A 23,762-nucleotide genomic window follows, 5' to 3' on the forward strand; every position below is an offset into this window, starting at 1 on the left:
CTCAGGCCTTGCCGCGGGCCAGCAGCCGGGCCTTGCGCGCGGCGAGCTTCTCGTCGAACTTGCTCGCCTCCGAGTCCAGCCCGCCCATGTACAGGCCGAGCTCCTCCTGCGCCTTCAGGCCCTCCGGGCCGAGCCCGTCGATGTCCAGGACCTTCAGGTAGCGCAGCACGGGCTGGAGGACGTCGTCGTGGTGGATGCGCAGGTTGTAGATCTCGCCGATCGCCATCTGCGCGGCGGCCCGCTCGAAGCCGGGCATGCCGTGGCCGGGCATCCGGAAGCCGACGACCACGTCGCGTACCGCCCGCATGGTCAGGTCGGGGGCGAGCTCGAAGGCCGCGCCGAGCAGATTGCGGTAGAAGACCATGTGCAGGTTCTCGTCGGTCGCGATCCGCGCCAGCATGCGGTCGCAGACCGGGTCGCCCGACTGGTGGCCGGTGTTGCGGTGCGAGATGCGGGTGGCCAGCTCCTGGAAGGCCACGTACGCCACCGAGTGGAGCATCGAGTGCCGGTTGTCGGACTCGAAGCCCTCCGCCATGTGCGCCATGCGGAACTGCTCCAGCTTGTCCGGGTCCACGGCGCGCGAGGCGAGCAGGTAGTCGCGCATCACGATGCCGTGCCGGCCCTCCTCGGCGGTCCAGCGGTGCACCCAGGTGCCCCAGGCGCCGTCGCGGCCGAAGAGGGAGGCGATCTCGTGGTGGTAGCTGGGGAGGTTGTCCTCGGTGAGGAGGTTCACCACCAGCGCGATCTTGCCTATGTCGGTGACCTTGGACTGCTGCGGGTCCCACGCCTCGCCGTCCTCGAAGAGACCGGGGAAGTTGCGCGCGTCCGACCACGGCACGTACTCGTGCGGCATCCAGTCCTTGGCCACCTTCAGGTGCCGGTTGAGCTCCTTCTCCACGACCTCCTCCAGCGCGTACAGCAGCCGGGCGTCGGTCCACACGTCCGAACTGCCGAGGTGGGGAGAAGTGATCGTCACGAGGGTGCTCCAGGGGGACGGGGAGGGGGGACGGGTTACCTACGCCTACGTAGGTTACGAGACCGTAGGTTAAGCGCGCGGTAAGCCGCAGCCAAGTCCCGTCCTCCCTCCATCCGACCACTCTCCGTCATAAGACCAGGTCATAGTGGGTCAGGAGGAGACAAGTCAGACATCCGTCAGCTGCCTTCGCGCACCTCCTCGGCCGTCGTGGCGCGCAGCTCGCCGTCGAGCAGCAGCCACCGCGTGACCCCGATCGACTCCAGGAACGGCACGTCGTGGCTCGCCACGATCAGCGCCCCCTCGAAGGCGGCCAGCGCGTCGGTGAGCCGCCGCACGCTCGCCATGTCCAGGTTGTTCGTCGGCTCGTCCAGCATCAGGAGCCTCGGCGCGGGCTCGGCGAGCAGCAGCGCGGCGAGCGAGGCCCGGAAGCGCTCGCCCCCCGAGAGCGTTCCGGCCGGGCGGTCGGCCCGGGCCCCCTTGAACAGGAAGCGGGCGAGCCGCGCCCGGATCGCGTTGCCGGTGGCGTCCGGTGCGTACCGCGCCACGTTGTCGACCACGCTCAGCTCGTCGTCCAGCACGTCGAGGCGCTGCGGCAGGAACCGCAGCGGCACATGCGCCACCGCCTCGCCGGCCGCCGGTGCGAGCTGCCCGGCGAGCGCCCGCAGCAGGGTCGTCTTACCGGCCCCGTTGCGGCCGACGAGCGCGATCCGCTCGGGCCCGTGGATCTCCAGACTGCCCAGCGCCCGCTCCGCGTACGGCAGCCGGAGGTCGCGCAGGGTCAGGACGCCCTGGCCCGGGTGGACCTTGGTGTACGGGAGCTCGATACGGATCTCGTCGTCGTCCCGGACCGCGTCGACCGCCTCGTTGAGCCGGTCCCGGGCCTGGGCCAGGCGCTCGGTGTGCAGGATGCGGTGCTTGCCCGCCGACACCTGGGCATCGCTTCTGCGGCCGTTGGCGACGATCTTCGGCACCCGCTTGTTCTCGTAGCTCTTCTGGGCGAACCGCTGACGCCGGGCCAACTTGACGTTGGCGTCGGAGAGTTCGCGCTTCTGCCGCTGGACGTCGGCCTCGGCGGTGCGCACCATCCGCTCGGCCGCCTCCTGCTCCACGGCAAGCGCCTCCTCGTACGCCGAGAAGTTGCCGCCGTACCAGGAGACCTCGCCGTCGCGCAGATCCGCGATCTGGTCGACCCGGTCCAGGAGTTCGCGGTCGTGGCTCACCACGACCATCACTCCGGGCCAGGCCGCGACCGCGTCGTGGAGCCGCCGACGGGCCCGCAGATCCAGGTTGTTGGTCGGCTCGTCGAGCAGCAGGACGTCGGGGCGGCGCAGCAGCAGCGCGGCCAGGCGCAGCAGCACCGACTCGCCGCCGGAGAGCTCCCCGATGGTCCGGTCGAGCCCGACGGCGTCGAGGCCGAGCTGTCCGAGCGCCGCGCGGGCCCGCTCCTCCATGTCCCAGTCGTCGCCGACGGCCGTGAAGTGCTCCTCGCGGGTGTCGCCCGCCTCGATGGCGTGCAGCGCGGCCCGCACCCGGTCGATCCCGAGGGCCTGGTCGACGCGCATACCGGTGGCCAGGGTCAGGTTCTGCGGCAGATAGCCGATCTCGCCCGCCGTGCTGACCCGGCCGCCGGCCGGGGTGAGTTCACCGGCCAGCAGGCGCAACAGCGTGGATTTTCCCGAGCCGTTGAGGCCGATCAGACCGGTGCGGCCGGGGCCGACGGCCAGCTGGAAACCGTCGAACACCGGGGTGCCGTCGGGCCAGGCGAAGGTGAGGTCGGAGCAGCTGATGTGCGTCGAGGACGCGGTGTAACTGGACATGGATGTCTCCCTGTTGCGGGAAGGGCGGGGGCAACGGGAACTGAGACACCGGTGTCAGGGCAGCAGGAGAAAAGAAAAGAGGCCCTGGTCGTGGAGGACGGCTCGGAGGCAGGTCACACCGCGCGCGCGACACGGAAGGGAGTGCGCGAAACGGTGTCTCAGATGCCTCAGACGAGCAACGTCCTACTCCGATCGACGACAACAGGGCCGAGATGAACGTACGACGTGACGCCGACCGCGTGCAAACGATTTACGGCACGCGGTTGATCGGTGCGAAACCGACCGCCACGAGGCCGGTCGGCGCGGCGGTCGGCGCGGCGGCGGCCGCGCTCAGCAGGCGTCGCGCAGCAGCGCGGTCAGGTCCCCGTCGAGGTCGAGGTAGTGGTGCTCGTGGCCGGCGGGCACCATCAGCTGGGTGCGCTTGAGGAAGCGGCGCAGCTCGGAGGTGCGGATGTGCACCATCGCGGTGCCCTCCGGGGCGTGGAACTCCACGACCGTGCGGTCGAACCCGTACGGCCGCACCCGCACGTCGCCCATCCCCGCCGAGGTGTCCACCCCCGTTTCCAGGAGTTCGCGCGAGAACGCCCAGCAGACCTCCACCCCTTCGAGGGTGGCGGGCGCGGGGAAGACCATCCGGACGGCGAACGGGTCCTCGCGGTCGTAGGTCAGCGTCGCGGGAACGGTCTGCACCCGGGGGTCGGACGCGATCAGGCGGGCCTCGACGGCTTGCTCGATGACAGTGGACAACGCCCTGCTCCCCTAACCTCACGACCGGGTACTTCACTTCCTGCTGCTCACGAAGACGGCAGAAAACACGGTTGCGTGCACCAGAGCGGAGGGTGAGCTGTGTCACCTGATCGCTACGTGTGCGTCACTTACCGGTGCGTCACCGCTCGGTCTTACGCGGTGCTTAACGGGCTCCGGATTGATGTCGATACGGTCGAATTTCGCCCTCTGGACGCCCCTCGCGCGGGTCGGCTAGCTTCCAGCGCCATGAAGCCCATGGGGAAGACGAGACGCATGCTGTCAGTGGGGCTCGGCGGGGTGGCCCTGGCGGCCGCGCTGACCGCACCGGCCCAGGCGCACGGCCACGGCGAGGGCGGGCCCGCGCCGAAGTGGCAGCTCACACAGACCGGTACGGACGCCCGGTTCCGGGGGCTCGCGGCGGTCAGCCGGACCACCGCGTGGGTGGCGGGCACGAAGGGCACGGTGCTGCGGACCGTCGACGGCGGGCGGCACTGGCGCGATGTGTCGCCCCCGGGCGCGGGCGGGCTGGAGTTCCGCGACGTGGAGGCCTTCGACAGACGGCGGGCCGTGGTGCTGGCCATCGGCGAGGGCGAGGCGTCCCGGGTCTACCGGACCGAGGACGGCGGCGCCACCTGGAAGGAGTCGTTCCGCAACCTCGACCCCAAGGCGTTCTACGACTGCCTCACCTTCTTCGACCACCGCCACGGGCTGGCGGTGAGCGACCCGGTCGACGGCAAGTACCGCGTCCTGTCGACCGCCGACGGCGGCCGCTCCTGGAAGGTGCTGCCGAGCGCCGGGATGCCGGACGCGCAACCGGGCGAGGCGTCCTTCGCGGCGAGCGGCCAGTGCCTGGTGAGTTCCGGCCCGCACGACGTGTGGTTGGCCACCGGCGGCGCCGCCACCGCGCGCGTCCTGCACTCCACCGACCGGGGCCTGACCTGGACGGCGGCCATGTCGACGATCCCGGCCGGCGACCCGGCGCGCGGCGTCTTCGGCCTCGCCTTCCGCGACCGTACGCACGGGCTCGCCGTCGGCGGCGACTACCGGGCAGGCCAGGCCTCGCCCCGGGCGTCCGAGGCCACCGGGAACGGCGGCCGGAGCTGGTCCCCGGCGACGGTCCCGGTCGCGGCCTACCGCTCCGGCGTCGCCTGGCTGCCGCACAGCCGCTCGACGGCGCTCGCGGTGGGCCCCACCGGCACCGACGCCACCACCGACGGCGGCCGCACCTGGCACACCGTCGACACCGGCTCGTACGACACCGTGGACTGCGCGCCCGACGGGGCCTGCTGGGCGGCGGGCGAGAAGGGCCGGGTGGCCCGGGCGACCCGCTAGGAGGCGGGCAACTCCTGCCGGAAGGGGGCGAGTCCGGGGGCGACCTTGGTCGCGAAGAACTCGGTGATCCGGTACGCGCAGACGCCGTTGACGCTGAAGGGGTCGGTCGCCACGATCTCCTCGATCGCCGCGCGGTCGTCCCCGACGGCCAGGATGACCCCGCCCTCGCGGGGCTCCTTGCGGCCGGAGGCGATGAACACCCCGGCCTCGTACTGCCCGTTCAGCCAGGTGACGTGCTCGGCGAGCAGCTCGTCGACGCGCTCGATGGGGGCGGTGTAGGTCAGGTCCAGTATGAACATGATCGTCAGGCTACTCCGGCCCGCGTCTAGGGTGAGGGCATGGTGACGCTGACGGAGATCCCCGAGGGCTGGCCCGCCGACGAGGCGCGGGCGCTGGCCGTGCAGGACGAACTGCGCGGCCGGGTCGTGCTCGACGAGCCCGGCCCGCCGCCGGGGACCGGTCTGGTCACGGGCGTGGACGTGGCGTACGACGACGAGCGGGACGTCGTCGCGGCGGCCGCCGTCGTCCTGGACGCGGCCACCCTGGAGGTCGTCGAGGAGTCCACCGCCGTCGGCCGCGTCGCCTTCCCGTACGTGCCCGGCCTGCTCGCCTTCCGGGAGACCCCCACGGTCCTGGCGGCCCTCGGCGCGCTGACCCGGGACCCCGGCCTTGTGGTCTGCGACGGGTACGGGCTGGCTCACCCGCGCCGCTTCGGCCTCGCCTCCCACCTCGGCGTGCTCACCGGGCTCCCGGTGATCGGCGTCGCCAAGAACCCGTTCACCTTCACCTACGAGCAGCCGGGCACCCGCCGGGGCGAGGCGTCGGCGCTGCTGGCCGGACCGGGCGAGGAGGTCGGCCGGGCGCTGCGCACCCAGGACGCGGTCAAGCCGGTGTTCGTCTCGGTCGGCCACCGGGTGACCCTGGACAACGCCTGCGCCCACGTGCTGAGCCTGACCCCGCGCTACCGCCTGCCGGAGTCGACGCGCAGGGCGGACGCGCTGTGCAGAGAAGCCCTGCGTACGGCGCTGCACCGCACCCCCTAGGGGCGCGGGGAACTGCGCGGCCAGCCACGCACGGTCCGCAGCCGAAGGACTCACCGCGCGTCGGCCACCCGAAACCGGATCCCCGCCTTCTGGATCCGTTCCAGAAGGGCATCGCCCATCGCCGTAACGGTGGTCAACTGGCCTGCCAGACGCGGCAACTCGTCGAACGCCAAACTGAGCGCCCCCTCCGCGAGGATCTTGGCCGTCTCGTCGTACCCCGGGTCGCCGCCGGACACCTCGGTGAACACCCGCCGGCCCCCGCCTTCTCCCACGAACCGCAGGGAGAACCAGCTCCGGTCCCGCCGCTCCTGGTCGGGCCCGGTGCCCGGCTCGTAACGGTTGATCAGAAACCGCCGCGCGGCGGGCACTTGGGCCACCCCCAGCGCCGCCCCCGCCCCCGCCACCGCGCCCAGCGCGAGCGGCAGCCGTCGTACGGCGGCGAAGTGGCGGTAGCGGAAGTCGGGCCCGTAGCGCGCGCTCGCCGAGGCCGAGCGGGCCACCACCACCGGGTCGAGGACCGGCAGCGGCAGCGCCCACGCGCCGGTCTCGCGGCTGAAGTGCGGCGCGCCCAGCGGCGCACGGGCCCGGCGCCCCACGAGCCGGGGCTCGTGCAGCCGCCGCTCCCGGGCCGCCCGCAGCTGCTGCGGGCCCCGCCCCATCGCGGTGATCGCGGAGGCCAGGGTGCCGCCCGAGAACATCGCGTTGGACCGTACGAACCCGTCCACGCGCAGCGGCACGCCCTCGGGCAGCTGCTGGACCGTGTAATAGACACCCAGGTCGCACGGCACCGAGTCGAACCCGCAGGCGTGCACCAGGCGCGCGCCGGTCTCCCGGGCCCGCGCGTCGTGGCGTACGTACATCGTGTCCACGAACTCCGGCTCGCCGGTCAGATCGAGGTAGTCGGTCCCCGCCTCGGCGCACGCGGCGACCAGGCCCTCGCCGTACCAGACGTACGGGCCGACCGTGGTCGCCACCACCCGCGCGGACTCGGCGAGCGCGCGCAGCGAATCGGGGTCGGCGGAGTCCGCGGTGATCAGGGGGAGCGAGGCGCACGCCGGGTCGATCGCGGCCAGCTTCTCGCGCAGCGCCTCCAGTTTCGCGGCCGAGCGCCCCGCGATCGCCCAGCGGCACCCCCGCGGCGCGTGCGCCGCCAGATACTCCGCCGTGAGCGTGCCCACGAACCCCGTCGCCCCGAACAGGACGAGGTCGTACGGCCGCGCCGCCCGCCGTGCCTGCTGCTCCGCCGAACGCTCCGACCGCTCCGACCGTTCCAAGGGGGTGCCCTCCGATTCATCCTGCCCCGGTCGCGCTCCCGCGCCGTTGTCGGTGGCTGAGGCTAGCGTGAGAAACGGCGTCGCGGGTGATCAAGGAGGACGGACATGGGAGCACCGCCGAAGGCCGCGCTGGCGAAATGGGAGAAGGTGCGGGCGTTTGCCCTGGGGCTGCCGGGGGCCGTGGAGGAGCACCCCTGGGGGGAGACCGTCATCAAGGTCAACAAAAAGATTTTCGTCTTCCTCGGTGTTGACGACGGCAGCCATCCGCTGGGCATGGGCATCAAGCTGACGGACGACGCCACGCACGCGCACGCCCTGACCTCACCGGGCGCCCAGCCGTCCGGGTACGGCCTGGGCAAGTCGGGCTGGGTGCGGGTGCCGCTGGCCGAGAAGGGCGCGCCGAGGGCGGAGCTGCTCTGCGAGTGGGTGGAGGAGAGCTATCGGGCGATCGCCACGAAGAAGCTGATCGCGGAGCTCGACGGCGGCTGAGCCGGGGGGCGAGGGAACGCCGGTGTACCACTCGGTAAAAACCAAGCGCTTGCTCGCGCAAGGGGCTTGTGCGAAGTGGAACGTGTTCTTAGCATCACTGATGTTACATCAGTTGTGTCACAGTGCTGGGGGCTCGATGACAGGTTCGGGAAACGGCCCGCTCACCGGGGTGCGCGTGGTCGAGCTGGCGGGGATCGGGCCCGGCCCGTTCGCCGCGATGCTCCTGGCCGACCTCGGCGCCGACGTGGTCAGGATCGACCGCCCGGGCGGTGCGGGACTCGCCGTCGACCCCGCGTACGACCTGACCAACCGCAACAAGCGCTCCGTGCTGATCGACCTGAAGTCCGCCGACGGCCCCCGGCGCGTCCTCGACCTGGTCGAGAAGGCCGACATCCTCGTCGAGGGCTACCGCCCCGGCGTCGCCGAACGCCTCGGCGTCGGGCCCGAGGAGTGCCTGGCCCGCAACCCGGGGCTGGTCTACGGGCGGATGACCGGCTGGGGCCAGGACGGCCCGCTCGCCGCCCGCGCCGGACACGACATCGCGTACATCGCGGTCACCGGCACCCTCGGCATGATCGGCAGGCCGGACGAGGGGCCGACGGTCCCCGCCAACCTCGTGGGCGACTACGCGGGCGGCTCGCTCTACCTCGTCGTCGGCGTCCTCGCCGCCCTCCAGCACGCCCGGACGTCGGGGGAGGGGCAGGTCGTGGACGCCGCGATCGTGGACGGCGCCGCCCACCTCGCCACCATGATCCACGGCATGATGGCGGCCGGCGGCTGGCAGGACCGGCGCGGCGCCAACCTGCTCGACGGCGGCTGCCCGTTCTACGGCACCTATGAGACCTCCGACGGCCAGTACATGGCGGTCGGCTCCCTTGAGCAGCAGTTCTACGACGAGTTCATCCGCCTCCTGGGCCTCGACGCGGTCGCCCCGGCCCGTAAGGACCTGGCCCGCTGGGAGGAGCTGCGCACGGCCATCGCCGAGCGGTTCCGTACCCGTACGCGCGAGGAGTGGACGGCCGTCTTCGAGGGGTCGGACGCGTGCGTGGCGCCCGTGCTCTCCCTGCGCGAGGCCCCTGCCCACCCTCATCTGGCCGCCCGCGCCACCTTCGTCGAGCACGGCGGCCTGACCCAGCCGGCGCCCGCGCCCCGGTTCTCGGCCACCCCCGGCTCCGTCCGCCGTCCGCCCGCCCTGCCCGGCGCCGACACCGCCGAGGTCGCCCGCGACTGGGCCGTGCCGGAGCTCGCCGGGGCCGGGAACGCCAAGCCCACCAAGGAGAACGACCGTTGAAGCGGCAGATCTTCACCGCCGAGCACGACGCCTTCCGCGAGAGTGTCCGCACCTTCCTCGCCAAGGAGGTCCTGCCGCACTACGACCAGTGGGAGAAGGACGGCATCGTCTCGCGCGAGGCCTGGCTGGCCGCCGGGCGCCAGGGGCTGCTCGGGCTCGCGGTGGACGAGGAGTACGGGGGCGGCGGCAACGCCGACTTCCGCTACAGCGCGGTGCTCGCCGAGGAGTTCACCCGGGCGGGCGCGGCGGGCCTCGCCATCGGGCTGCACAACGACATCATCGGGCCGTATCTGACCGGGCTCGCCACCGACGAGCAGAAGCGGCGCTGGCTGCCGGGCTTCTGCGACGGCTCGCTGATCACGGCGATCGCCATGACCGAGCCCGGCGCCGGATCCGACCTCCAGGGCATCGCCACGCACGCCGAGGACAAGGGCGACCACTGGCTGCTCAACGGCTCCAAGACGTTCATCTCCAACGGCATCCTCGCCGACCTGGTAATCGTCGTCGCGAAGACCACTCCCGAGGGCGGCGCCCACGGGCTCTCGCTGCTCGTCGTCGAGCGGGGCATGGCGGGCTTCGAGCGCGGCCGCAACCTCGACAAGATCGGCCAGAAGTCCCAGGACACGGCCGAGCTGTTCTTCACCGACGTACGCGTCCCCAAGGAGAACCTGCTCGGCGAGCTCGACGGCGCCTTCATCCACCTGATGACCAACCTGGCGCAGGAGCGCATCGCCATCGCCGTCGCCGGGATCGCCGCCGCCGAGCACCTGGTCGAGATCACCACGCAGTACGTGAAGGAGCGCGAGGCGTTCGGGCGGCCGCTCGCCACCAAGCAGCACATCCGCTTCGAGATCGCCGAAATGGCCACCGAGTGCGCCGTCACCCGTGCGTTCCTCGACCGCTGCATCGTGGATCACTCGAACGGGGAGCTCGACGCCGTACACGCCTCGATGGCCAAGTGGTGGGCCACCGAACTCCAGAAGCGCACCGCCGACCGCTGTCTGCAACTGCACGGCGGCTACGGCTATATGAGCGAGTACCGCGTCGCCAGGGCTTTCACGGACGGACGCATCCAGACCATCTACGGCGGGACCACCGAGATCATGAAGGAGATCATCGGTCGTTCCCTGCTCGGCTAACCCTCTTTGAAAGGCTTTTCCGTGAGCACCGAAGCGTATGTGTACGACGCGATCCGCACCCCGCGCGGCCGGGGCAAGGCCAACGGCTCCCTGCACGGCACCAAGCCGATCGACCTCGTCGTCGGGCTGATCCACGAGATCCGGGGGCGCTTCCCGGACCTCGACCCGGCGGCGATCGACGACATCGTGCTCGGCGTGGTCGGCCCGGTCGGCGACCAGGGCTCCGACATCGCCCGGATCGCGGCGATCGCCGCCGGGCTGCCGGACACCGTCGCCGGGGTCCAGGAGAACCGCTTCTGCGCCTCGGGCCTGGAGGCGGTCAACCTGGCCGCCGCCAAGGTCCGTTCGGGCTGGGAGGACCTGGTGCTCGCGGGCGGCGTCGAGTCGATGTCGCGGGTGCCGATGGCCTCGGACGGCGGCGCCTGGTTCGCCGACCCGATGACCAACTTCGACACCAACTTCGCCCCGCAGGGCATCGGCGCCGACCTCATCGCCACCATCGAGGGCTTCTCGCGGCGCGACGTCGACGAGTACGCGGCGCTCTCCCAGGAGCGGGCCGCCGAGGCGTGGAAGGACGGCCGCTTCGCCCGGTCCGTCGTCCCCGTCAAGGACCGCAACGGCCTGGTCGTCCTCGACCACGACGAGCACATGCGCCCCGGCACCACCGCCGACTCCCTCGCCGCCCTCAAGCCCTCGTTCGCCGCCATCGGCGACATGGGCGGCTTCGACGCGGTGGCGCTCCAGAAGTACCACTGGGTGGAGAAGATCGACCACGTCCACCACGCGGGCAACTCCTCGGGCATTGTCGACGGCGCCGCCCTGGTCGCCATCGGCTCGCGCGAGGTCGGCGAGCGCTACGGGCTCACCCCGCGCGCCCGTATCGTCTCGGCCGCCGTCTCCGGCTCCGAGCCCACCATCATGCTGACCGGCCCCGCCCCCGCCACCCGCAAGGCGCTCGCCAAGGCCGGGCTCACCATCGACGACATCGACCTCGTCGAGATCAACGAGGCGTTCGCCGGAGTGGTGCTGCGCTTCGCCCGGGACATGGGCCTCTCGCTCGACAAGATCAACGTCAACGGCGGCGCCATCGCCATGGGCCACCCGCTGGGCGCCACCGGCGCGATGATCCTCGGCACGCTCGTCGACGAGCTGGAGCGCCGCGACCGGCGCTACGGCCTCGCCACGCTGTGCGTGGGCGGCGGCATGGGCATCGCCACCGTCGTCGAGCGTCTCTGACCGTCCTCTTCCCGGCCAACCCCGTTACGGAGCAGCATCACATGACCGAGAGCACGACCATCCGCTGGCAACAGGACGAGACCGGCGTCGTCACCCTCGTCCTCGACGACCCCAACCAGTCCGCCAACACGATGAACCAGGCCTTCAAGGACTCGATCGCTGCGATCGCCGACCGCGCCGAGGCCGAGAAGGACTCCATCCGCGGCATCATCTACGCCTCCGCCAAGAAGACCTTCTTCGCGGGCGGCGACCTCAAGGAAATGATCCAGGTCGGCCCGGAGAACGCCCAGCAGGCGTTCGAGACCGGCACCGCCATCAAGCACTCGCTGCGCCGCATCGAGACCCTGGGCAAGCCGGTCGTCGCCGCCATCAACGGCGCGGCGCTCGGCGGCGGTTACGAGATCGCCCTCGCCAGCCACCACCGCATCGCCCTCGACGCCCCCGGCTCCAAGATCGGCCTGCCCGAGGTGACGCTCGGCCTGCTCCCGGCGGGCGGCGGCGTGACCCGTACCGTACGGCTCATGGGCATCGCGGACGCGCTGCTGAAGGTGCTGCTCCAGGGCACCCAGTACTCACCGCAGCGGGCCCTGGAGAACGGCCTGGTGCACGAGGTCGCGGCCACCCCCGAGGAGATGCTCGCCAAGGCCCGCGCCTTCATCGACGCCAACCCCGAGTCCCAGCAGCCCTGGGACGTCAAGGGCTACCGGATCCCGGGCGGCACCCCGTCGAACCCGAAGTTCGCCGCCAACCTCCCGGCCTTCCCGGCCAACCTCAAGAAGCAGCTGAACGGCGCCCCCTACCCGGCCCCGCGCAACATCCTCGCGGCCGCCGTCGAGGGCTCCCAGGTCGACTTCGAGACCGCCCTGACCATCGAGGCCCGCTACTTCACCGAGCTGGTCACCGGCCAGACCGCGAAGAACATGATCCAGGCGTTCTTCTTCGACCTCCAGGCCGTCAACTCCGGCGCCAACCGCCCCAAGGGCATCGAGCCGCGCCCGGTCCGCAAGGTCGCCGTGCTCGGCGCCGGCATGATGGGCGCGGGCATCGCGTACTCGTGCGCCCGGGCCGGCATCGACGTCGTCCTCAAGGACGTCTCGCTGGAGGCCGCACAGAAGGGCAAGGCGTACTCGGAGAAGCTCCTCGCCAAGGCGCTCTCCCGGGGCCGCACCACCGAGGCGAAGCGGGACGAGCTGCTCGCCCGGATCACCCCCACCGCCACCCCGCAGGACCTGGCGGGCTGTGACGCGGTGATCGAGGCGGTCTTCGAGAACACCGAGCTCAAGCACAAGGTGTTCCAGGAGATCCAGGACATCGTCGAGCCGGACGCGCTGCTCTGCTCCAACACCTCGACCCTGCCGATCACGGGCCTCGCCGAGGGCGTCACGCGGCAGGCCGACTTCATCGGGCTGCACTTCTTCTCGCCCGTCGACAAGATGCCGCTCGTCGAGATCATCAAGGGCGAGCGCACCGGCGAGGAGGCGCTGGCCCGCGCCTTCGACCTGGTCCGCCAGATCAAGAAGACCCCGATCGTGGTCAACGACTCGCGCGGTTTCTTCACCTCGCGGGTCATCGGCCAGTTCATCAACGAGGGCGTCGCGATGCTCGGCGAGGGCGTCGAGCCCGCCTCGATCGAGCAGGCGGCGGGCCAGGCGGGATACCCCGCCAAGGTGCTCTCGCTGATGGACGAGCTGACCCTCACCCTGCCCCGCAAGATCCGCGACGAGACGCGGCGCGCGGTCGAGGAGGCGGGCGGTGTCTGGCCCGGCCACCCGGCGGACGCGGTCATCGACCGGATGGTCGACGAGTTCGGCCGCCCCGGCCGCAGCGGCGGCGCGGGCTTCTACGAGTACGACGGCGACGGCAAGCGCGTCCGGCTCTGGCCGGGGCTGCGCGAGCACTTCGGCAAGCCCGGCGTGGACGTCCCCTTCGAGGACATGAAGGAGCGGATGCTCTTCGCGGAGTCGCTCGACACCGTCCGCCTCTTCGAGGAGGGCGTGCTCACCTCGGTGGCCGACGCCAACATCGGCTCCATCATGGGCATCGGCTTCCCGGCATGGACGGGCGGCGTGATCCAGTACATCAACGGTTACGAGGGCGGGCTCCCCGGCTTCGTGGCCCGCGCCCGCGAGCTGGCCGAGCGCTACGGCGACCGGTTCCTGCCGCCCGCGCTGCTCGTGGAGAAGGCGGAGAAGGGCGAGAAGTTCGCCGACGCGTGAGCGAGGGGTGAGGGCGGGGGAGCGCGGAGCCCCCCGCCCGTCACTCCGACTCGGCGCGGAACGCCGCCCGCAGCTCCTCCTTGAGCGAGCGCTGGAACGCGGTGACCAGCGCCTGCACCACCATGGGCTGCATATGGGCCGACAGCGACCGCATCGCCGCCACATGGTCGGGGTCCGACTCCCGCTCCCGGTACGGGTTCCACACCTCGTCCCGGAACAGCCGCGTCAGCTCGTGCGCGGCCGAGCGGGTGTGTTCCAGCAGCACGGTCCGCGCCGCCAGGATCGTCTCGTGGGCGATCGGCACGTCCAGGAGCTGCACCCCGAGCGCGAGCAGGCCCGGGTCGACCAGGAACGCGTCGGCTTCGCCCTCGGTCCGCTCGAGGACGCTCATCGCGGCCAGCCGGTCGAGGTCCGTGTCGGACAGCGCCCGCCCGGCCCGCCGCTCCAGCTCGGCCCGGGTGGCCTCCTCGGCCGCGTCCGGGGCCCAGGAGGCCACCACGGCGCGGTGGATGGCCAGGTCGTGCGCGCTGAGGTCGGGCGGCAGCTGCTCCAGATACCGCTCGATCGCGGCCAGCGTCATCCCGTGGTGCTGCAACTCCTCGATCAGCGCGAGCCGGGACAGATGCGCCGGGCCGTAGTGGCCGACGCGGCGCGGACCGATCGCGGGGGGCGGCAGCAGACCGCGCGTGCTGTAGAAACGGATGGTGCGCACGGTGACCCCGGCCCGCGCGGCCAGTTCGTCGACCGTCAGGGTCGGCTCCTCGGTCTCCGTCGCCATGGCGGTGCCTCGTTTCCCCGGGTGCGCGGACTGCGATGCAACAGTATTGCTGTCTCACCACTGTTGTCACCCACGCCGTGGTCACCCGCGCTGCGGTCACCTACCCGGGGAACGGGCCGCCCGGCTCAGCCGCCCGCGACCAGCGGGTAGTGGTCGGAGAGGTTGGTGTACGTGTAGCTCTTGCCCCAGCTGCTCACCGTCCAGGGCTCCGACTGCTCCTTGACGACGTTGTTGTTCCAGCCGGACGGGCGCGCGTGCCCCTGGTAGTGCAGCACGTAGTCGAGGTCCTCGCGCGCCTCCCCGGGGTAGCGGTAGGCGGCGATCGAGTTGTCGACGGTGTCGAACGAGTAGGTGTGGCCGGTGCGCGAGTCCGCCGCGACCAGACCGCCGTCCGCGAGCATCGAGGCGTACTCGGAGCTGTGCGAGTCGACGTTGAGGTCACCGGCGAGCATCACCTGCTCGTTCGCCGGGATGTTCTTGGCGTCCAGGAACGACTTGACGGCCTTGAGCTGGAGCGAGCGGTCCTTGGCGGCCTCGCCCGCGCCGCAGCCGGAGTCGGTGGACTGGAGGTGGGTGCCCACGACGTGCACCTTGGTGCCGTTGACGTTGAGCACGACGTACGCGATGCCCTTGTTGGACCACCAGTCGGCGCCGCAGGCGTCCTTGAAGATCACCTGCTCCTTGCGGACGATCGGCCACTTGCTGAGCACGGCGACGCCGCCGTCCTCGGGGGTGGTCGAGGAGTACGAGCCGCCGGTGGCGTCCCAGCCGTCCTTGCTCCGGCCGACGACCGGCGTCTGGTACGGGTACTGGGCGGCGGCGTTCCGCTTCAGCGCGTCGGAGGTGGTGTTGTCGAACGCCTCCTGGAGGACGACGACGTCGTTGCCCTGGAAGAAGGGCGTGGCGGGTATCGCCTGGGCCCGGTGCTCCTGGCCCCAGTTCGGGTACAGGCTGGTGCTCATCATGAACGTGTTGTACGTCAGGACCTTCAGCCGGGGCGCGTCCGTGGAGGCGGTGTCGGCCGAGGCCGACGGGGCGGCGGCGGCCAGCGTGGCGGCGGCGAGCGCGGTGGCGAGGGCCGCGCCGGGGACACGGTGAAGCGCGGAGTGCGGCACTGGAACTCCCGTGGGTGGAGTGGGGGGTTGGGCTGGCGGCCACATCAAACCAGCCACAGTTACTTCGGGGTAACCGTTCGGTGGCGCATTTCTTGCCGGGGTCGTAACCAGCGGGGGATCTTGGTGTGGAAACGCCGGATGTCGGGCGGGGTGTCAAGGCGGATGGGCCGGCTGTCAGGGCGGATGACAGTGGGGAGAATGTGTCATCTGTTATCTGATATCCCTGAATACATGATCGAAAGTCGTTCGCTGTCAGCCCCCGCCCCGCCGCCGCCCGGCGGTGTCCTGTGGAGTCTCGCCGGCGACGTGCGGATGCTGCTCACGCTGCCCGCCGCCCTCACCCTCCAGGTCGCGCACCCGGCCGTCGGCGCCGGGGTCGACGAGCACTCCGTGTTCCGGACCGACCCCTGGGGGCGCGGCGAGCGCTCCCTGCGCTCCCTCCAGCTGTGGGTGTACGGCGGCGAGGCGGCCGTAGAGGAGGGGCGGCGGCTGCGCCGGCTGCACCGGACCATCCAGGGCACCGACACGCGGGGCCGCCGCTACCACGCGCTGACCCCGGCCAACTACGCCTGGGTGCACGCCACCGGCTACCCCGTCTTCGCGCACTCCCAGAAGTATCTGAACCGCCCCCTCACCGAGGCCCAGGAGCGGCAGCTGTACGCGGAGTGGCTCCAGGTGGGACGCGTCCTGGGCATCCACGACCGGGACATGCCGCAGACGATCGAGGAGTTCTGGCCGTACTACCGCAAGATGCTGGGCGACGAGATCGCCTCGAACGCGGTCGTCGAGGAGCTGATCTCCGTGGACGCGAAGGTCCCGGCCCCCGACCGCGGCCCGCTGCCCGTGCGGCTGCTGCTCCGGCTGTGCTGGCCGGTGCTGCTGCCGCGCATATCCCGCTTCCGGCGGTTCGTGACCCTCGGGTTCCTGCCGCCGGACGCGCGCGACGCGCTGGGCCTGGAGTGGACCGACGCGCAGGAGCGGAAGCTGCGCCGGTTCGGGCGCGTGGTGCGGGCCGTCGTGCCCGTACTGCCCGAGCGGCTGCGCTACCTCCCGCTCGCCCGGGAGGCGAGGGCACGGTACAGAGGCTGAAACAGAGCCACCGGTCCCATCGGGTACCTCCAGATACCTTCAGATGTTTTCAGGCCGATGCCCGGCGTACCAGCGCCGTCTCCGTGATCACCGGCGTGGGCACGTCCGCCGCCCCCTCGGCCAGGCCCCGCAGCAGCAGCCGGGCCATCAGCCTGCCCATGCCCTCGATGTCCTGGCGGACCGTGGTCAGCGGGGGGTCGGTCGTCTCGGCCACCCCGCGCATGTCGTCGAAGCCGACCAGGGCCACGTCCTCGGGGACCCGGCGCCCGTGCTCGCGCAGCACCCGCAGGGCGCCCGACGCCATCAGGTCGTTCGCGGCGAACACCGCGTCCAGGTCCGGGCGCCGCTCCAGAAGCCGGGCCATCGCGCGGGCCCCGCTCTCGGCCGTGAAGGCGCCCTCCTCGACCAGCTCCGGACCGGTGCCGGGCAGCACGTCGTGGAACCCGTCGAGCCGGTCCGTCGCCGACGTCTGGTCGCACGGGCCCGCGATGTGGGCGATCCGGGTGCGGCCGAGCGCTAGGAGGTGGCGTACGGCCTGCCGCGCGCCGCCCCGGTTGTCGGCGTCCACATACGGGACGGGCCGCTCGCCCGGCGCCGCCGGCCAGCCCGGGCGGCCCCCGTACACCGTCGGCATCCCGGTGCTGCGGGCGATCGCGGGCAGCGGGTCGTCGGTGTGCAGCGAGAAGGCGAGGGCGCCGTCGACGTGGCCGCCAGCGAGATAGCGGGCGATCCGGTCGTAGTCGCCCGGCCCCTCCACCAGGAGCAGCACCAACTGCGTGTCGTGCGCGGTGAGTTCCCTGCTGATGCCCCGGATCTGGTGCGAGAAGAACGGGTCGGAGAAGATCCTGATCTCCGGCTCGGGGATGATCACGGCGACGGCGCCGGTGCGGCGGGTGACCAGGGTCCGGGCCGCGTGGTTGGGGACGTACCCCAGCTCCTCGACCGCCCGGCGCACCTTGTCGACGAGCGGCGGCCGCACTCCCGCACCGCCGTTGACGACCCGGGAGGCCGTGGCCCGCGAGACTCCGGCGTGCGCGGCGACGGCTTCCAGGGTGGGGCGGGCCCCGGGGTGCTGCACGGTCAAGGGGGCTGCTCCTCGCACGCGACGGCGGTGTGCCACCTACAGCTTATGCCGCGCTGAGCGCTTCACCGGAGGCGTATGCCCCCGCTGCGGACCCCCGCGCCCCTGATGAGGGGCGCGGGGCGGTGACATATGCGGTTCCGCCACGTGGGCGCGACCGGCCACAGACGGGCCCGCAGCCGAATCACCACATCACCAGCGGAGCGCTCAGTGGTCGTGGATCTCGTTCGTCGCCGCGATCTTCTTCCAGGACTTCGGCTGCGTCACGGTCGAACCGGCCGAACCGGCCACCAGTTTCGCCTTCTTGGCGGCCGGGGCGGCGGGCTTCGACGGCTGGTAGAGCCAGGTGTCGAAGAGCCCGGCGAGCGGCTTGCCGGAGACCTTCTCGGCGTACTGCACGAAGTCGCCCACCTTGGCGTTGCCGTACTGGTGGGCCGCCGGCCAGCCCTTCAGGATGGCGAAGAACGTCGTGTCGCCGACCGTGTTGCGCAGCGCCTGGAGGGCGAGCCCGCCCCGGTCGTAGACGGCGAGGTCGAACTGGTTGTCCGCGCCCGGGTCGCCCGGCTTCACCTTCCAGAACGGGTCGTCGGCCGGGTGCTGCGCGTACACGTAGTCCGCGAGCTCCTGCGCGGTGCCCTCGCCCTCCTTCTCCGACCAGAGCCACTGGGCGTAGCGGGCGAAGCCCTCGTTGTTCCAGATGTCCTTCCAGCCGTCCACCGAGACGCTGTCGCCGTACCACTGGTGGGCCAGCTCGTGGACGACCACCGACACGTTGGCGCCGTTCGCGAACTGCTTGGGGCTGTAGTACGGCCGCGTCTGGGTCTCCAGCGCGAAGCCGGTGGTCACGTTCGGCACATAGCCGCCGACCGAGTTGAACGGATACGGGCCGAACACGTCACCCAGCCACTCGGCGACCTCCTTGGTGCGCTCGATGCTGGCGCGCGCGGCCCCGTCGTTGTCGCCGAGGTCCTTGCTGTACGCGTTGATCACCGGCAGCCCGTTGGCGGTGGTGTCGGTGGTGATGTCGAACTTGCCGATCGCGAGCGTCGCCAGATACGTGGCCTGCGGCTTGTTGGAGCGCCAGTTGTAGCGGGTCCAGCCGAGCTTGGAACTCTGCGACTGGAGCGTGCCGTTGCTGATCGCCTGGGTGCCGTCCGGCACCAGCACCGACACGTCGTAGGTGGCCTTGTCCAGCGGGTGGTCGTTGGACGGGAACCACCACACGGCCGAGTCGGGCTCCTGCGCCGCCACGCCGCCGTCCGGCGTGCGGTGCCAGGCGGTGTACCCGTCGATGCTCAGCTCGGACGGCTTGCCCGCGTACTTCACCACCACCGAGACCGACTTGCCCTTGGCGAGCGGCGCGGCCGGGGTGATCTCCAGCTCCTGGGTGCCGGACTTGGCGTACTTCGCCTTGGTGCCGTTGACCCTGACCTCGCTCACCGCGAGCCCGAAGTCGAGGTTGAAGCGGGAGAGGTTCTGCGTGGTGGTGGCGAGGATCGTCGCCGTGCCCTCCAGGAGGTCGGTGGCGGGCTGGTACTTCAGCCGCAGGTCGTAGTGGGAAACGTCGTAACCGCCGTTGCCGCTGCTCGGGTAGTAGGGGTCGCCGATACCCGGGGCGCCCGGTGTGAAGTCGGTCGCGGAAGCCGGGATCGCCAGCAGCAGGGACGCGGCGAGCACGCTCGGGGCGAGGATTCTGCGGTGCACGAGTGCTCCAAGTCGTCGGGGTGAACGATCTGTTCGGAGCCTATTCAGCGCCCGCCCGGCAGGTCATGTCCATGGCCCCTTCTGTCACACGATCGCCATTGCGCCGACATGGTGACCTGCTCGTCCAGGAGCACTTTCGGACCGTGCATGCCCCCTTTTGCACGGGAGTTGACGGGAGTACCGTCCGCCCATGCCGATTCCTGCGCGGTCCAGCCGCACAAGGTTCAGATCGCTCCGGTCGCCCGGTGGGGCGCGCCTGCTCGTGATGGCGGCCGCGGCCGCCCTGACGGCCCTGTTCCTCTCCCCGGTCGGCGCCCAGGCGGCCCGTGCCAGGGAGAGCACGCCCGTCTACTCGTACGAGAACGCGATACGCGAATCCGTCTGGGTCGACACCCGGCTCGACGAGGACGGCGACGGCAGGGGCGACCGGGTCGCCGTCGACATAGTCCGCCCCCGCGAGCCCGCGAGCCAGGGCCGCAAGGTTCCGGTCATCATGGACGCCTCGCCGTACTACTCCTGCTGCGGACGCGGCAACGAGAGCCAGCGCAAGACGTACGACGCGCAGGGCCACGTCGTCCAGATGCCGCTCTTCTACGACAACTACTTCGTGCCGCGCGGCTACGCCTTCGTCGGCGTCGACCTGGCCGGAACCAATCGCTCGGACGGCTGTGTCGACATCGGCGGCCCGTCCGACATCCAGTCCGCCAAGGCGGTCGTCGACTGGCTGGGCGGCCGCGCCCGCGGCTACACCACCCGGACCGGGAACCAGCGGGCGAGCGCGGGCTGGACGAACGGCCGCACCGGCATGATCGGCAAGAGCTGGGACGGCACCATAGCCAACGGCGTGGCCGCCACCGGCGTGGAGGGCCTCAAGACGATCGTCCCGATCAGCGCCATCTCCTCCTGGTACGACTACTACTTCGCCAAGGGCGCCCCGCTCTACGACTCCGGACCCGACTGGCTCTCCCACGCGGTCGAGAGCCCCGAGGCACAGGCCCACTGCGGCGCCGTGCAGCAGCGGCTCGTCGACGGGGCGCCGCGCACCGGCGACTGGACGCCGCTGTGGAGCGGGCGCGACTACGTGGCCGACGCGGGCGACGTCAAGGCCAGCGTGTTCGTGGTGCACGGCATGCAGGACCTGAACGTACGGACCAAGAACTTCGGCCAGTGGTGGGACGCGCTGGCGGCTCAGGGCGTCGAGCGCAAGATCTGGCTCTCCCAGACCGGCCACGTCGACCCCTTCGACTACCGCCGCGCCGACTGGGTCCCCACCCTCCACAAGTGGTTCGACCACTACCTCCTCGGCTACGACAACGGCATAGAGCGCGCGCCGATGGCCGACATCGAGCGCCACCCCGACCAGTGGTCCACCGACCGCACCTGGCCCCCGGCCGGCACCCGTGACACCGTGCTGCGCCCGGTCACCGGCTCCGCGCCCGGCGTCGGCGGCCTCGGCCTGACCCCGGCGCCGGCCGGCGCGACCGAGACGTTCACCGACAACCCGCAGCTCGACGAGGGGAACTGGTCCGCCGCCGTCGACAAGTCCACCCCCGAGAAGGCCGGGTTCGTGACCGGGCCGCTCGGCGCCGACCTGCGCCTGTCCGGCTCCTCGAAGGTCACCGTCACCGCCACCCCGACCACCACCAGCGCCCACCTCTCGGCGGTCCTGGTCGACCTCGGACCCGACACCATCCGCAACTACGGCGGCGACGGCGAGGGCATCCTCACCGGCACCGCCCGCACCTGCTGGGGCGCGAGCACGGCCGGGGACAGCGCCTGCTTCAAGGTGACCTCGGCCGACACCAAGGCCGTCGACTACACCGTGTTCAGCCGCGGCTGGGCCGACCTCGGCAACTACGCGGGCGACACCGGGCAGCCGCTCACCCCCGGCAAGCCGTACACGATCACCCTCGACCTGCACGCCACCGACCACGTCGTCCCGGCCGGCCACCGCCTCGCGCTGATCGTCGCGGGCACCGACAGGGACCTCATCGACCCGCCCGCGAGCCGCCCCACCCTCACCCTCGACCTCGCCCGCACCTCGGCGAAGCTGCCGCTCCTCGGCGGTACGAGGGCGTTCCGGTGGGCTACCTCCGCCACCCCGCACCAGATCGCCCCGCGGGTCCCGCACCCGGCCGGCGTCGAGGCGCCGCACCTGCTCCACCCGGTCCCGGAGGCGCGATGAGAGCCCGCACCCTGCTCCTCGGCGTCACGGGCGCCGCGCTCGCCGTGCCCCTGGTGACGGTCCCGGCGCGGGCGACCGCGAGCCCGCCCCGTACCGGCTTCGAGGTGAGCGCCGGGGCGCGCTGGACCGGCGAGCGCGAGGAGCAGGACTTCCTCGCGGCCCTCGCCCAGGGCAGCGACCGGGCCTCGGTCCAGCGGATCGGCACCACCGGCCAGGGCCGCCCGCTCCAGCTCGTCCGCGTCGGCACCGGGCACACCGCCCACCGCGTCCTGCTGGTGTGCAGCCAGCACGGCGACGAGCCGGCTGGACGCGAGGCCTGTCTCGCCACCGTCCGCGACCTCGCCTACGCCGAGGACCGGGCGACCCGGCGGCTCCTCGCGCACACCACGCTGTACGTCGTGCCGACCGCCAACCCGGACGGCCGGGCCGCCGACACCCGCGTCAACGCCGACGGCGTCGACATCAACCGCGACCACATCGCCCTCAGGACGCAGGAGGCACGGGCCGTCGCCGCCGTGCTGCGCGACGAGCAGCCCGACGTCGTCTACGACCTGCACGAGTACAGCGCCACGCCCAAGTACTACGACAAGGACCTGTTCGACCTGTGGCCGCGCAACCTCAACACCGCCCCGGCGGTGCACGAGGAGGCCCGGACGCTGTCCGGCGCGTACGTACGGGAGGCCGCCCGGGCGGACGGCTTCTCCACCGGCACCTACGGCATCTGGACCGACCCCGTCACCGGCGAGCCGGTCAAACAGGTCGCGGGCGACGGCCAGGAGCGGATCCTGCGCAACACGGCGGGCATCAAACACGCCGTCGGGCTGCTCATCGAGAGCCGTGTGGACCCGGCCACTGAGGCCGAGAAGGCCGACCCGGCGCTCAACAACCGGCGCCGGGTGGTCTCCCAGCTGAGCGGGCTGCGCGGACTGCTGAGCTTCACGGCCGAGCGCAGGGGCGCCGTCGAGGCGGCCACCACGGCCGCCCGGCTGACCGGATACCGCGACCGGGGGCCGGTCTACCTGGGCGGCGCGGACAACGAGCCCGCCAAGCCCGAGCAGACCCTGACCGACCCGCCCTGCGGCTACCGCCTCACAGCCGCCCAGTACACCGAAGTGAAGGACCGCCTCGCCCTGCACGGCATCCGGGCGAGGCGGTCCGCGGACGGCGCGTTCGTCCCGCTGCGCCAGCCGCTGCGGGCGCTCGTGCCCCTGCTGCTCGACGCCCGTGCGCAGTACGGGCTGACGGCGGCCGAACCCGTTCAGCGCTGCTGAGACGGGTCAAAGGAGGGGAGTGCGGGAGGCGGCCAGCGCGGCCGCCTCCCGCGCACACCCCCAGGCGACGGTGACCCCGGCGCCGCCGTGCCCGTAGTTGTGCACCAGCAGACCGCCCGACACGGTGGTCTCCGCCTCGATCCGCACTCCCGCGTCCCGCACCGGCCGCAGCCCCACCCGGTGGGCGAGCACCCGCGCCCCGGCGATCTCGGGACGCACCCGCGCGCATCGCGCCACGATCTCCTCGGCCATGCGCGGATCCGGGGCGAGGTCCCAGTCGCCGTCCTGCGCGGTGCCGCCGAGCAGCAGCCCGTAGGGCTGGGGGAAGAAGTAGGTCGTGTCGGAGGAGGAGTGGTCGACGGAGGTGTACCACTCGCTCACCCCGGGGTTCTCGACGACCACCAACTGGCCGCGCACCGGCCGCACCCCGGGGTCGGGAACGAGCGTACGGGCGCCCAGGCCCGTGCAGTTGACCACGACCGGCGCGTCCGGCCAGGAGTCCGTGCCGCGCGAACGGAGTCCAGAGCCCGGGGAAGCGTCCAACGCGCGTATCTCCACCGTCCCGCCCGCCGCCTCCAGACGCCCCCGCAGCCACGCCAGATGCACCGGCATGTCGATCAGCGGTATCCGGGCGCGCACCCCGTCCGGGGACTGGCGCAGCCCGTCCACCTCGGCCGCCCACGGCCCGAGTTCGGAGAGCCGGATGCCCGACTGCAACCCCTCGACGAGCCGCACCCCGGTCCGCCCGGGATCGGCGGCCAGCTCCTCGTACACCCGCAGGGAGGCGAGCGCCCAGTCACCGACGCGCCCGGCGGGCTCGATGCGGTACGGCCACCACAGCGCCCCCGCCACCGCCGATGTCGTCTCACCGACCGGGTCCCTGCTCCACACCCGCACCTGCCGGCCCGACTCCGCCAGGACCACCGCCGTGGTCAGACCGATGACTCCGCCACCCAGCACGATCATCTGCTCGCTCATG

Annotated in this window: 20 protein-coding genes; 10 read left to right on the forward strand and 10 right to left on the reverse strand. The window is 71.8% G+C overall.

All coding sequences use genetic code 11. From position 1 onward, the window contains the following. Position 1: 1 nt before the first annotated feature. The 3 genes from BX283_RS32540 to BX283_RS32550 form a co-directional block, all read right to left on the reverse strand. The gene (locus BX283_RS32540) at positions 2–976 is read right to left on the reverse strand and encodes an acyl-ACP desaturase (RefSeq protein WP_101391006.1); all 975 of its coding nucleotides are present in this window, start codon (positions 974–976) and stop codon (positions 2–4) included. A gap of 176 nt (positions 977–1,152) precedes the next feature. Then, the gene (locus tag BX283_RS32545; RefSeq protein ID WP_101391007.1) at positions 1,153–2,793 is read right to left on the reverse strand and encodes an ABC-F family ATP-binding cassette domain-containing protein; all 1,641 of its coding nucleotides are present in this window, start codon (positions 2,791–2,793) and stop codon (positions 1,153–1,155) included. Positions 2,794–3,123: 330 nt separating this feature from the next. Next, positions 3,124–3,540, reverse strand: a complete 417-nt coding sequence (locus BX283_RS32550) for an SsgA family sporulation/cell division regulator (RefSeq protein ID WP_101391008.1) — start codon at positions 3,538–3,540, stop codon at positions 3,124–3,126. A 246-nt stretch (positions 3,541–3,786) separates the two neighbouring features. Here BX283_RS32550 and BX283_RS32555 point away from each other — a divergent pair, with 246 nt between their 5' ends. Next, entirely contained in the window at positions 3,787–4,872 is a 1,086-nt protein-coding gene (locus BX283_RS32555) for an oxidoreductase (RefSeq protein ID WP_101391009.1), read from the forward strand. Here BX283_RS32555 and BX283_RS32560 read toward each other — a convergent pair. Further along, complete coding sequence (locus BX283_RS32560; protein ID WP_101391010.1) at positions 4,869–5,171, reverse strand: YciI family protein; 303 nt, start codon at positions 5,169–5,171, stop codon at positions 4,869–4,871. The two genes, BX283_RS32555 and BX283_RS32560, sit on opposite strands and share 4 nt — an antisense overlap. 39 nt (positions 5,172–5,210) lie before the next feature. Between BX283_RS32560 and BX283_RS32565 the strand changes: the two genes are divergently transcribed. Next, complete coding sequence (locus BX283_RS32565) at positions 5,211–5,915, forward strand: endonuclease V (protein ID WP_101391011.1); 705 nt, start codon at positions 5,211–5,213, stop codon at positions 5,913–5,915. Between the two features lie 50 nt (positions 5,916–5,965). On the opposite strand, the gene BX283_RS32570 is transcribed toward BX283_RS32565, so the two are convergent. After that, complete coding sequence (locus tag BX283_RS32570; protein WP_101391012.1) at positions 5,966–7,189, reverse strand: trans-acting enoyl reductase family protein; 1,224 nt, start codon at positions 7,187–7,189, stop codon at positions 5,966–5,968. 105 nt (positions 7,190–7,294) lie between these two features. On the opposite strand from BX283_RS32570, the gene BX283_RS32575 reads away from it, so the two are divergent. The 5 genes from BX283_RS32575 (at position 7,295) to BX283_RS32595 (ending at position 13,560) form a co-directional block, all read left to right on the forward strand. Then, positions 7,295–7,678: an MmcQ/YjbR family DNA-binding protein gene (locus tag BX283_RS32575; protein WP_101391013.1), complete on the forward strand. Its 384-nt coding sequence runs from the start codon at positions 7,295–7,297 to the stop codon at positions 7,676–7,678. Positions 7,679–7,778: 100 nt separating this feature from the next. Further along, positions 7,779–8,969 (forward strand): CaiB/BaiF CoA-transferase family protein, encoded by a 1,191-nt coding sequence (locus BX283_RS32580; protein WP_180357310.1) that lies wholly within the window; start codon positions 7,779–7,781, stop codon positions 8,967–8,969. Then, positions 8,966–10,108 carry an acyl-CoA dehydrogenase family protein gene (locus BX283_RS32585; RefSeq protein WP_101391015.1) on the forward strand — a complete coding sequence of 381 codons (1,143 nt, stop codon included), beginning with the start codon at positions 8,966–8,968 and terminating at the stop codon, positions 10,106–10,108. Before BX283_RS32580 ends, BX283_RS32585 begins: the two co-directional genes overlap by 4 nt. A 21-nt stretch (positions 10,109–10,129) precedes the next feature. Continuing rightward, positions 10,130–11,344 (forward strand): acetyl-CoA C-acetyltransferase, encoded by a 1,215-nt coding sequence (locus BX283_RS32590; RefSeq protein WP_101391016.1) that lies wholly within the window; start codon positions 10,130–10,132, stop codon positions 11,342–11,344. A 41-nt stretch (positions 11,345–11,385) separates the two neighbouring features. Continuing rightward, a complete protein-coding gene (locus BX283_RS32595; RefSeq protein ID WP_101391017.1) occupies positions 11,386–13,560 on the forward strand; it encodes a 3-hydroxyacyl-CoA dehydrogenase NAD-binding domain-containing protein in 2,175 nt (724 codons plus the stop codon). 40 nt (positions 13,561–13,600) lie between these two features. Here BX283_RS32595 and BX283_RS32600 read toward each other — a convergent pair whose 3' ends face one another. Together BX283_RS32600 and sph are read right to left on the reverse strand one after the other, a co-directional pair. After that, the gene (locus tag BX283_RS32600) at positions 13,601–14,338 is read right to left on the reverse strand and encodes a MerR family transcriptional regulator (RefSeq protein WP_101391018.1); all 738 of its coding nucleotides are present in this window, start codon (positions 14,336–14,338) and stop codon (positions 13,601–13,603) included. A 125-nt stretch (positions 14,339–14,463) separates the two neighbouring features. Continuing rightward, on the reverse strand, positions 14,464–15,453 hold the full coding sequence (gene sph, locus BX283_RS32605; RefSeq protein WP_101391019.1) for a sphingomyelin phosphodiesterase: 990 nt from the start codon (positions 15,451–15,453) through the stop codon (positions 14,464–14,466). A gap of 231 nt (positions 15,454–15,684) precedes the next feature. Here sph and BX283_RS32610 point away from each other — a divergent pair, with 231 nt between their 5' ends. After that, positions 15,685–16,542 (forward strand): oxygenase MpaB family protein, encoded by an 858-nt coding sequence (locus BX283_RS32610; protein ID WP_101391020.1) that lies wholly within the window; start codon positions 15,685–15,687, stop codon positions 16,540–16,542. 49 nt (positions 16,543–16,591) lie between these two features. Here BX283_RS32610 and BX283_RS32615 read toward each other — a convergent pair whose 3' ends face one another. Together BX283_RS32615 and BX283_RS32620 are read right to left on the reverse strand one after the other, a co-directional pair. Then, on the reverse strand, positions 16,592–17,626 hold the full coding sequence (locus BX283_RS32615) for a LacI family DNA-binding transcriptional regulator (protein WP_101391021.1): 1,035 nt from the start codon (positions 17,624–17,626) through the stop codon (positions 16,592–16,594). Between the two features lie 204 nt (positions 17,627–17,830). Beyond that, positions 17,831–19,327 (reverse strand): M1 family metallopeptidase, encoded by a 1,497-nt coding sequence (locus tag BX283_RS32620; RefSeq protein ID WP_101391022.1) that lies wholly within the window; start codon positions 19,325–19,327, stop codon positions 17,831–17,833. Between the two features lie 190 nt (positions 19,328–19,517). On the opposite strand from BX283_RS32620, the gene BX283_RS32625 reads away from it, so the two are divergent. Beyond that, positions 19,518–21,512, forward strand: a complete 1,995-nt coding sequence (locus tag BX283_RS32625; protein ID WP_101391023.1) for a Xaa-Pro dipeptidyl-peptidase — start codon at positions 19,518–19,520, stop codon at positions 21,510–21,512. Beyond that, entirely contained in the window at positions 21,509–22,783 is a 1,275-nt protein-coding gene (locus tag BX283_RS32630) for a M14 family metallocarboxypeptidase (protein ID WP_101391024.1), read from the forward strand. The genes BX283_RS32625 and BX283_RS32630 overlap by 4 nt, the downstream gene beginning before the upstream one ends. 6 nt (positions 22,784–22,789) lie before the next feature. Here BX283_RS32630 and BX283_RS32635 read toward each other — a convergent pair whose 3' ends face one another. Next, complete coding sequence (locus tag BX283_RS32635) at positions 22,790–23,761, reverse strand: FAD-dependent oxidoreductase (protein WP_180357311.1); 972 nt, start codon at positions 23,759–23,761, stop codon at positions 22,790–22,792. Position 23,762: the final 1 nt, after the last annotated feature.

It is taken from the genome of Streptomyces sp. TLI_146 (assembly GCF_002846415.1).
Taxonomy (GTDB): Bacteria; Actinomycetota; Actinomycetes; order Streptomycetales; family Streptomycetaceae; genus Streptomyces.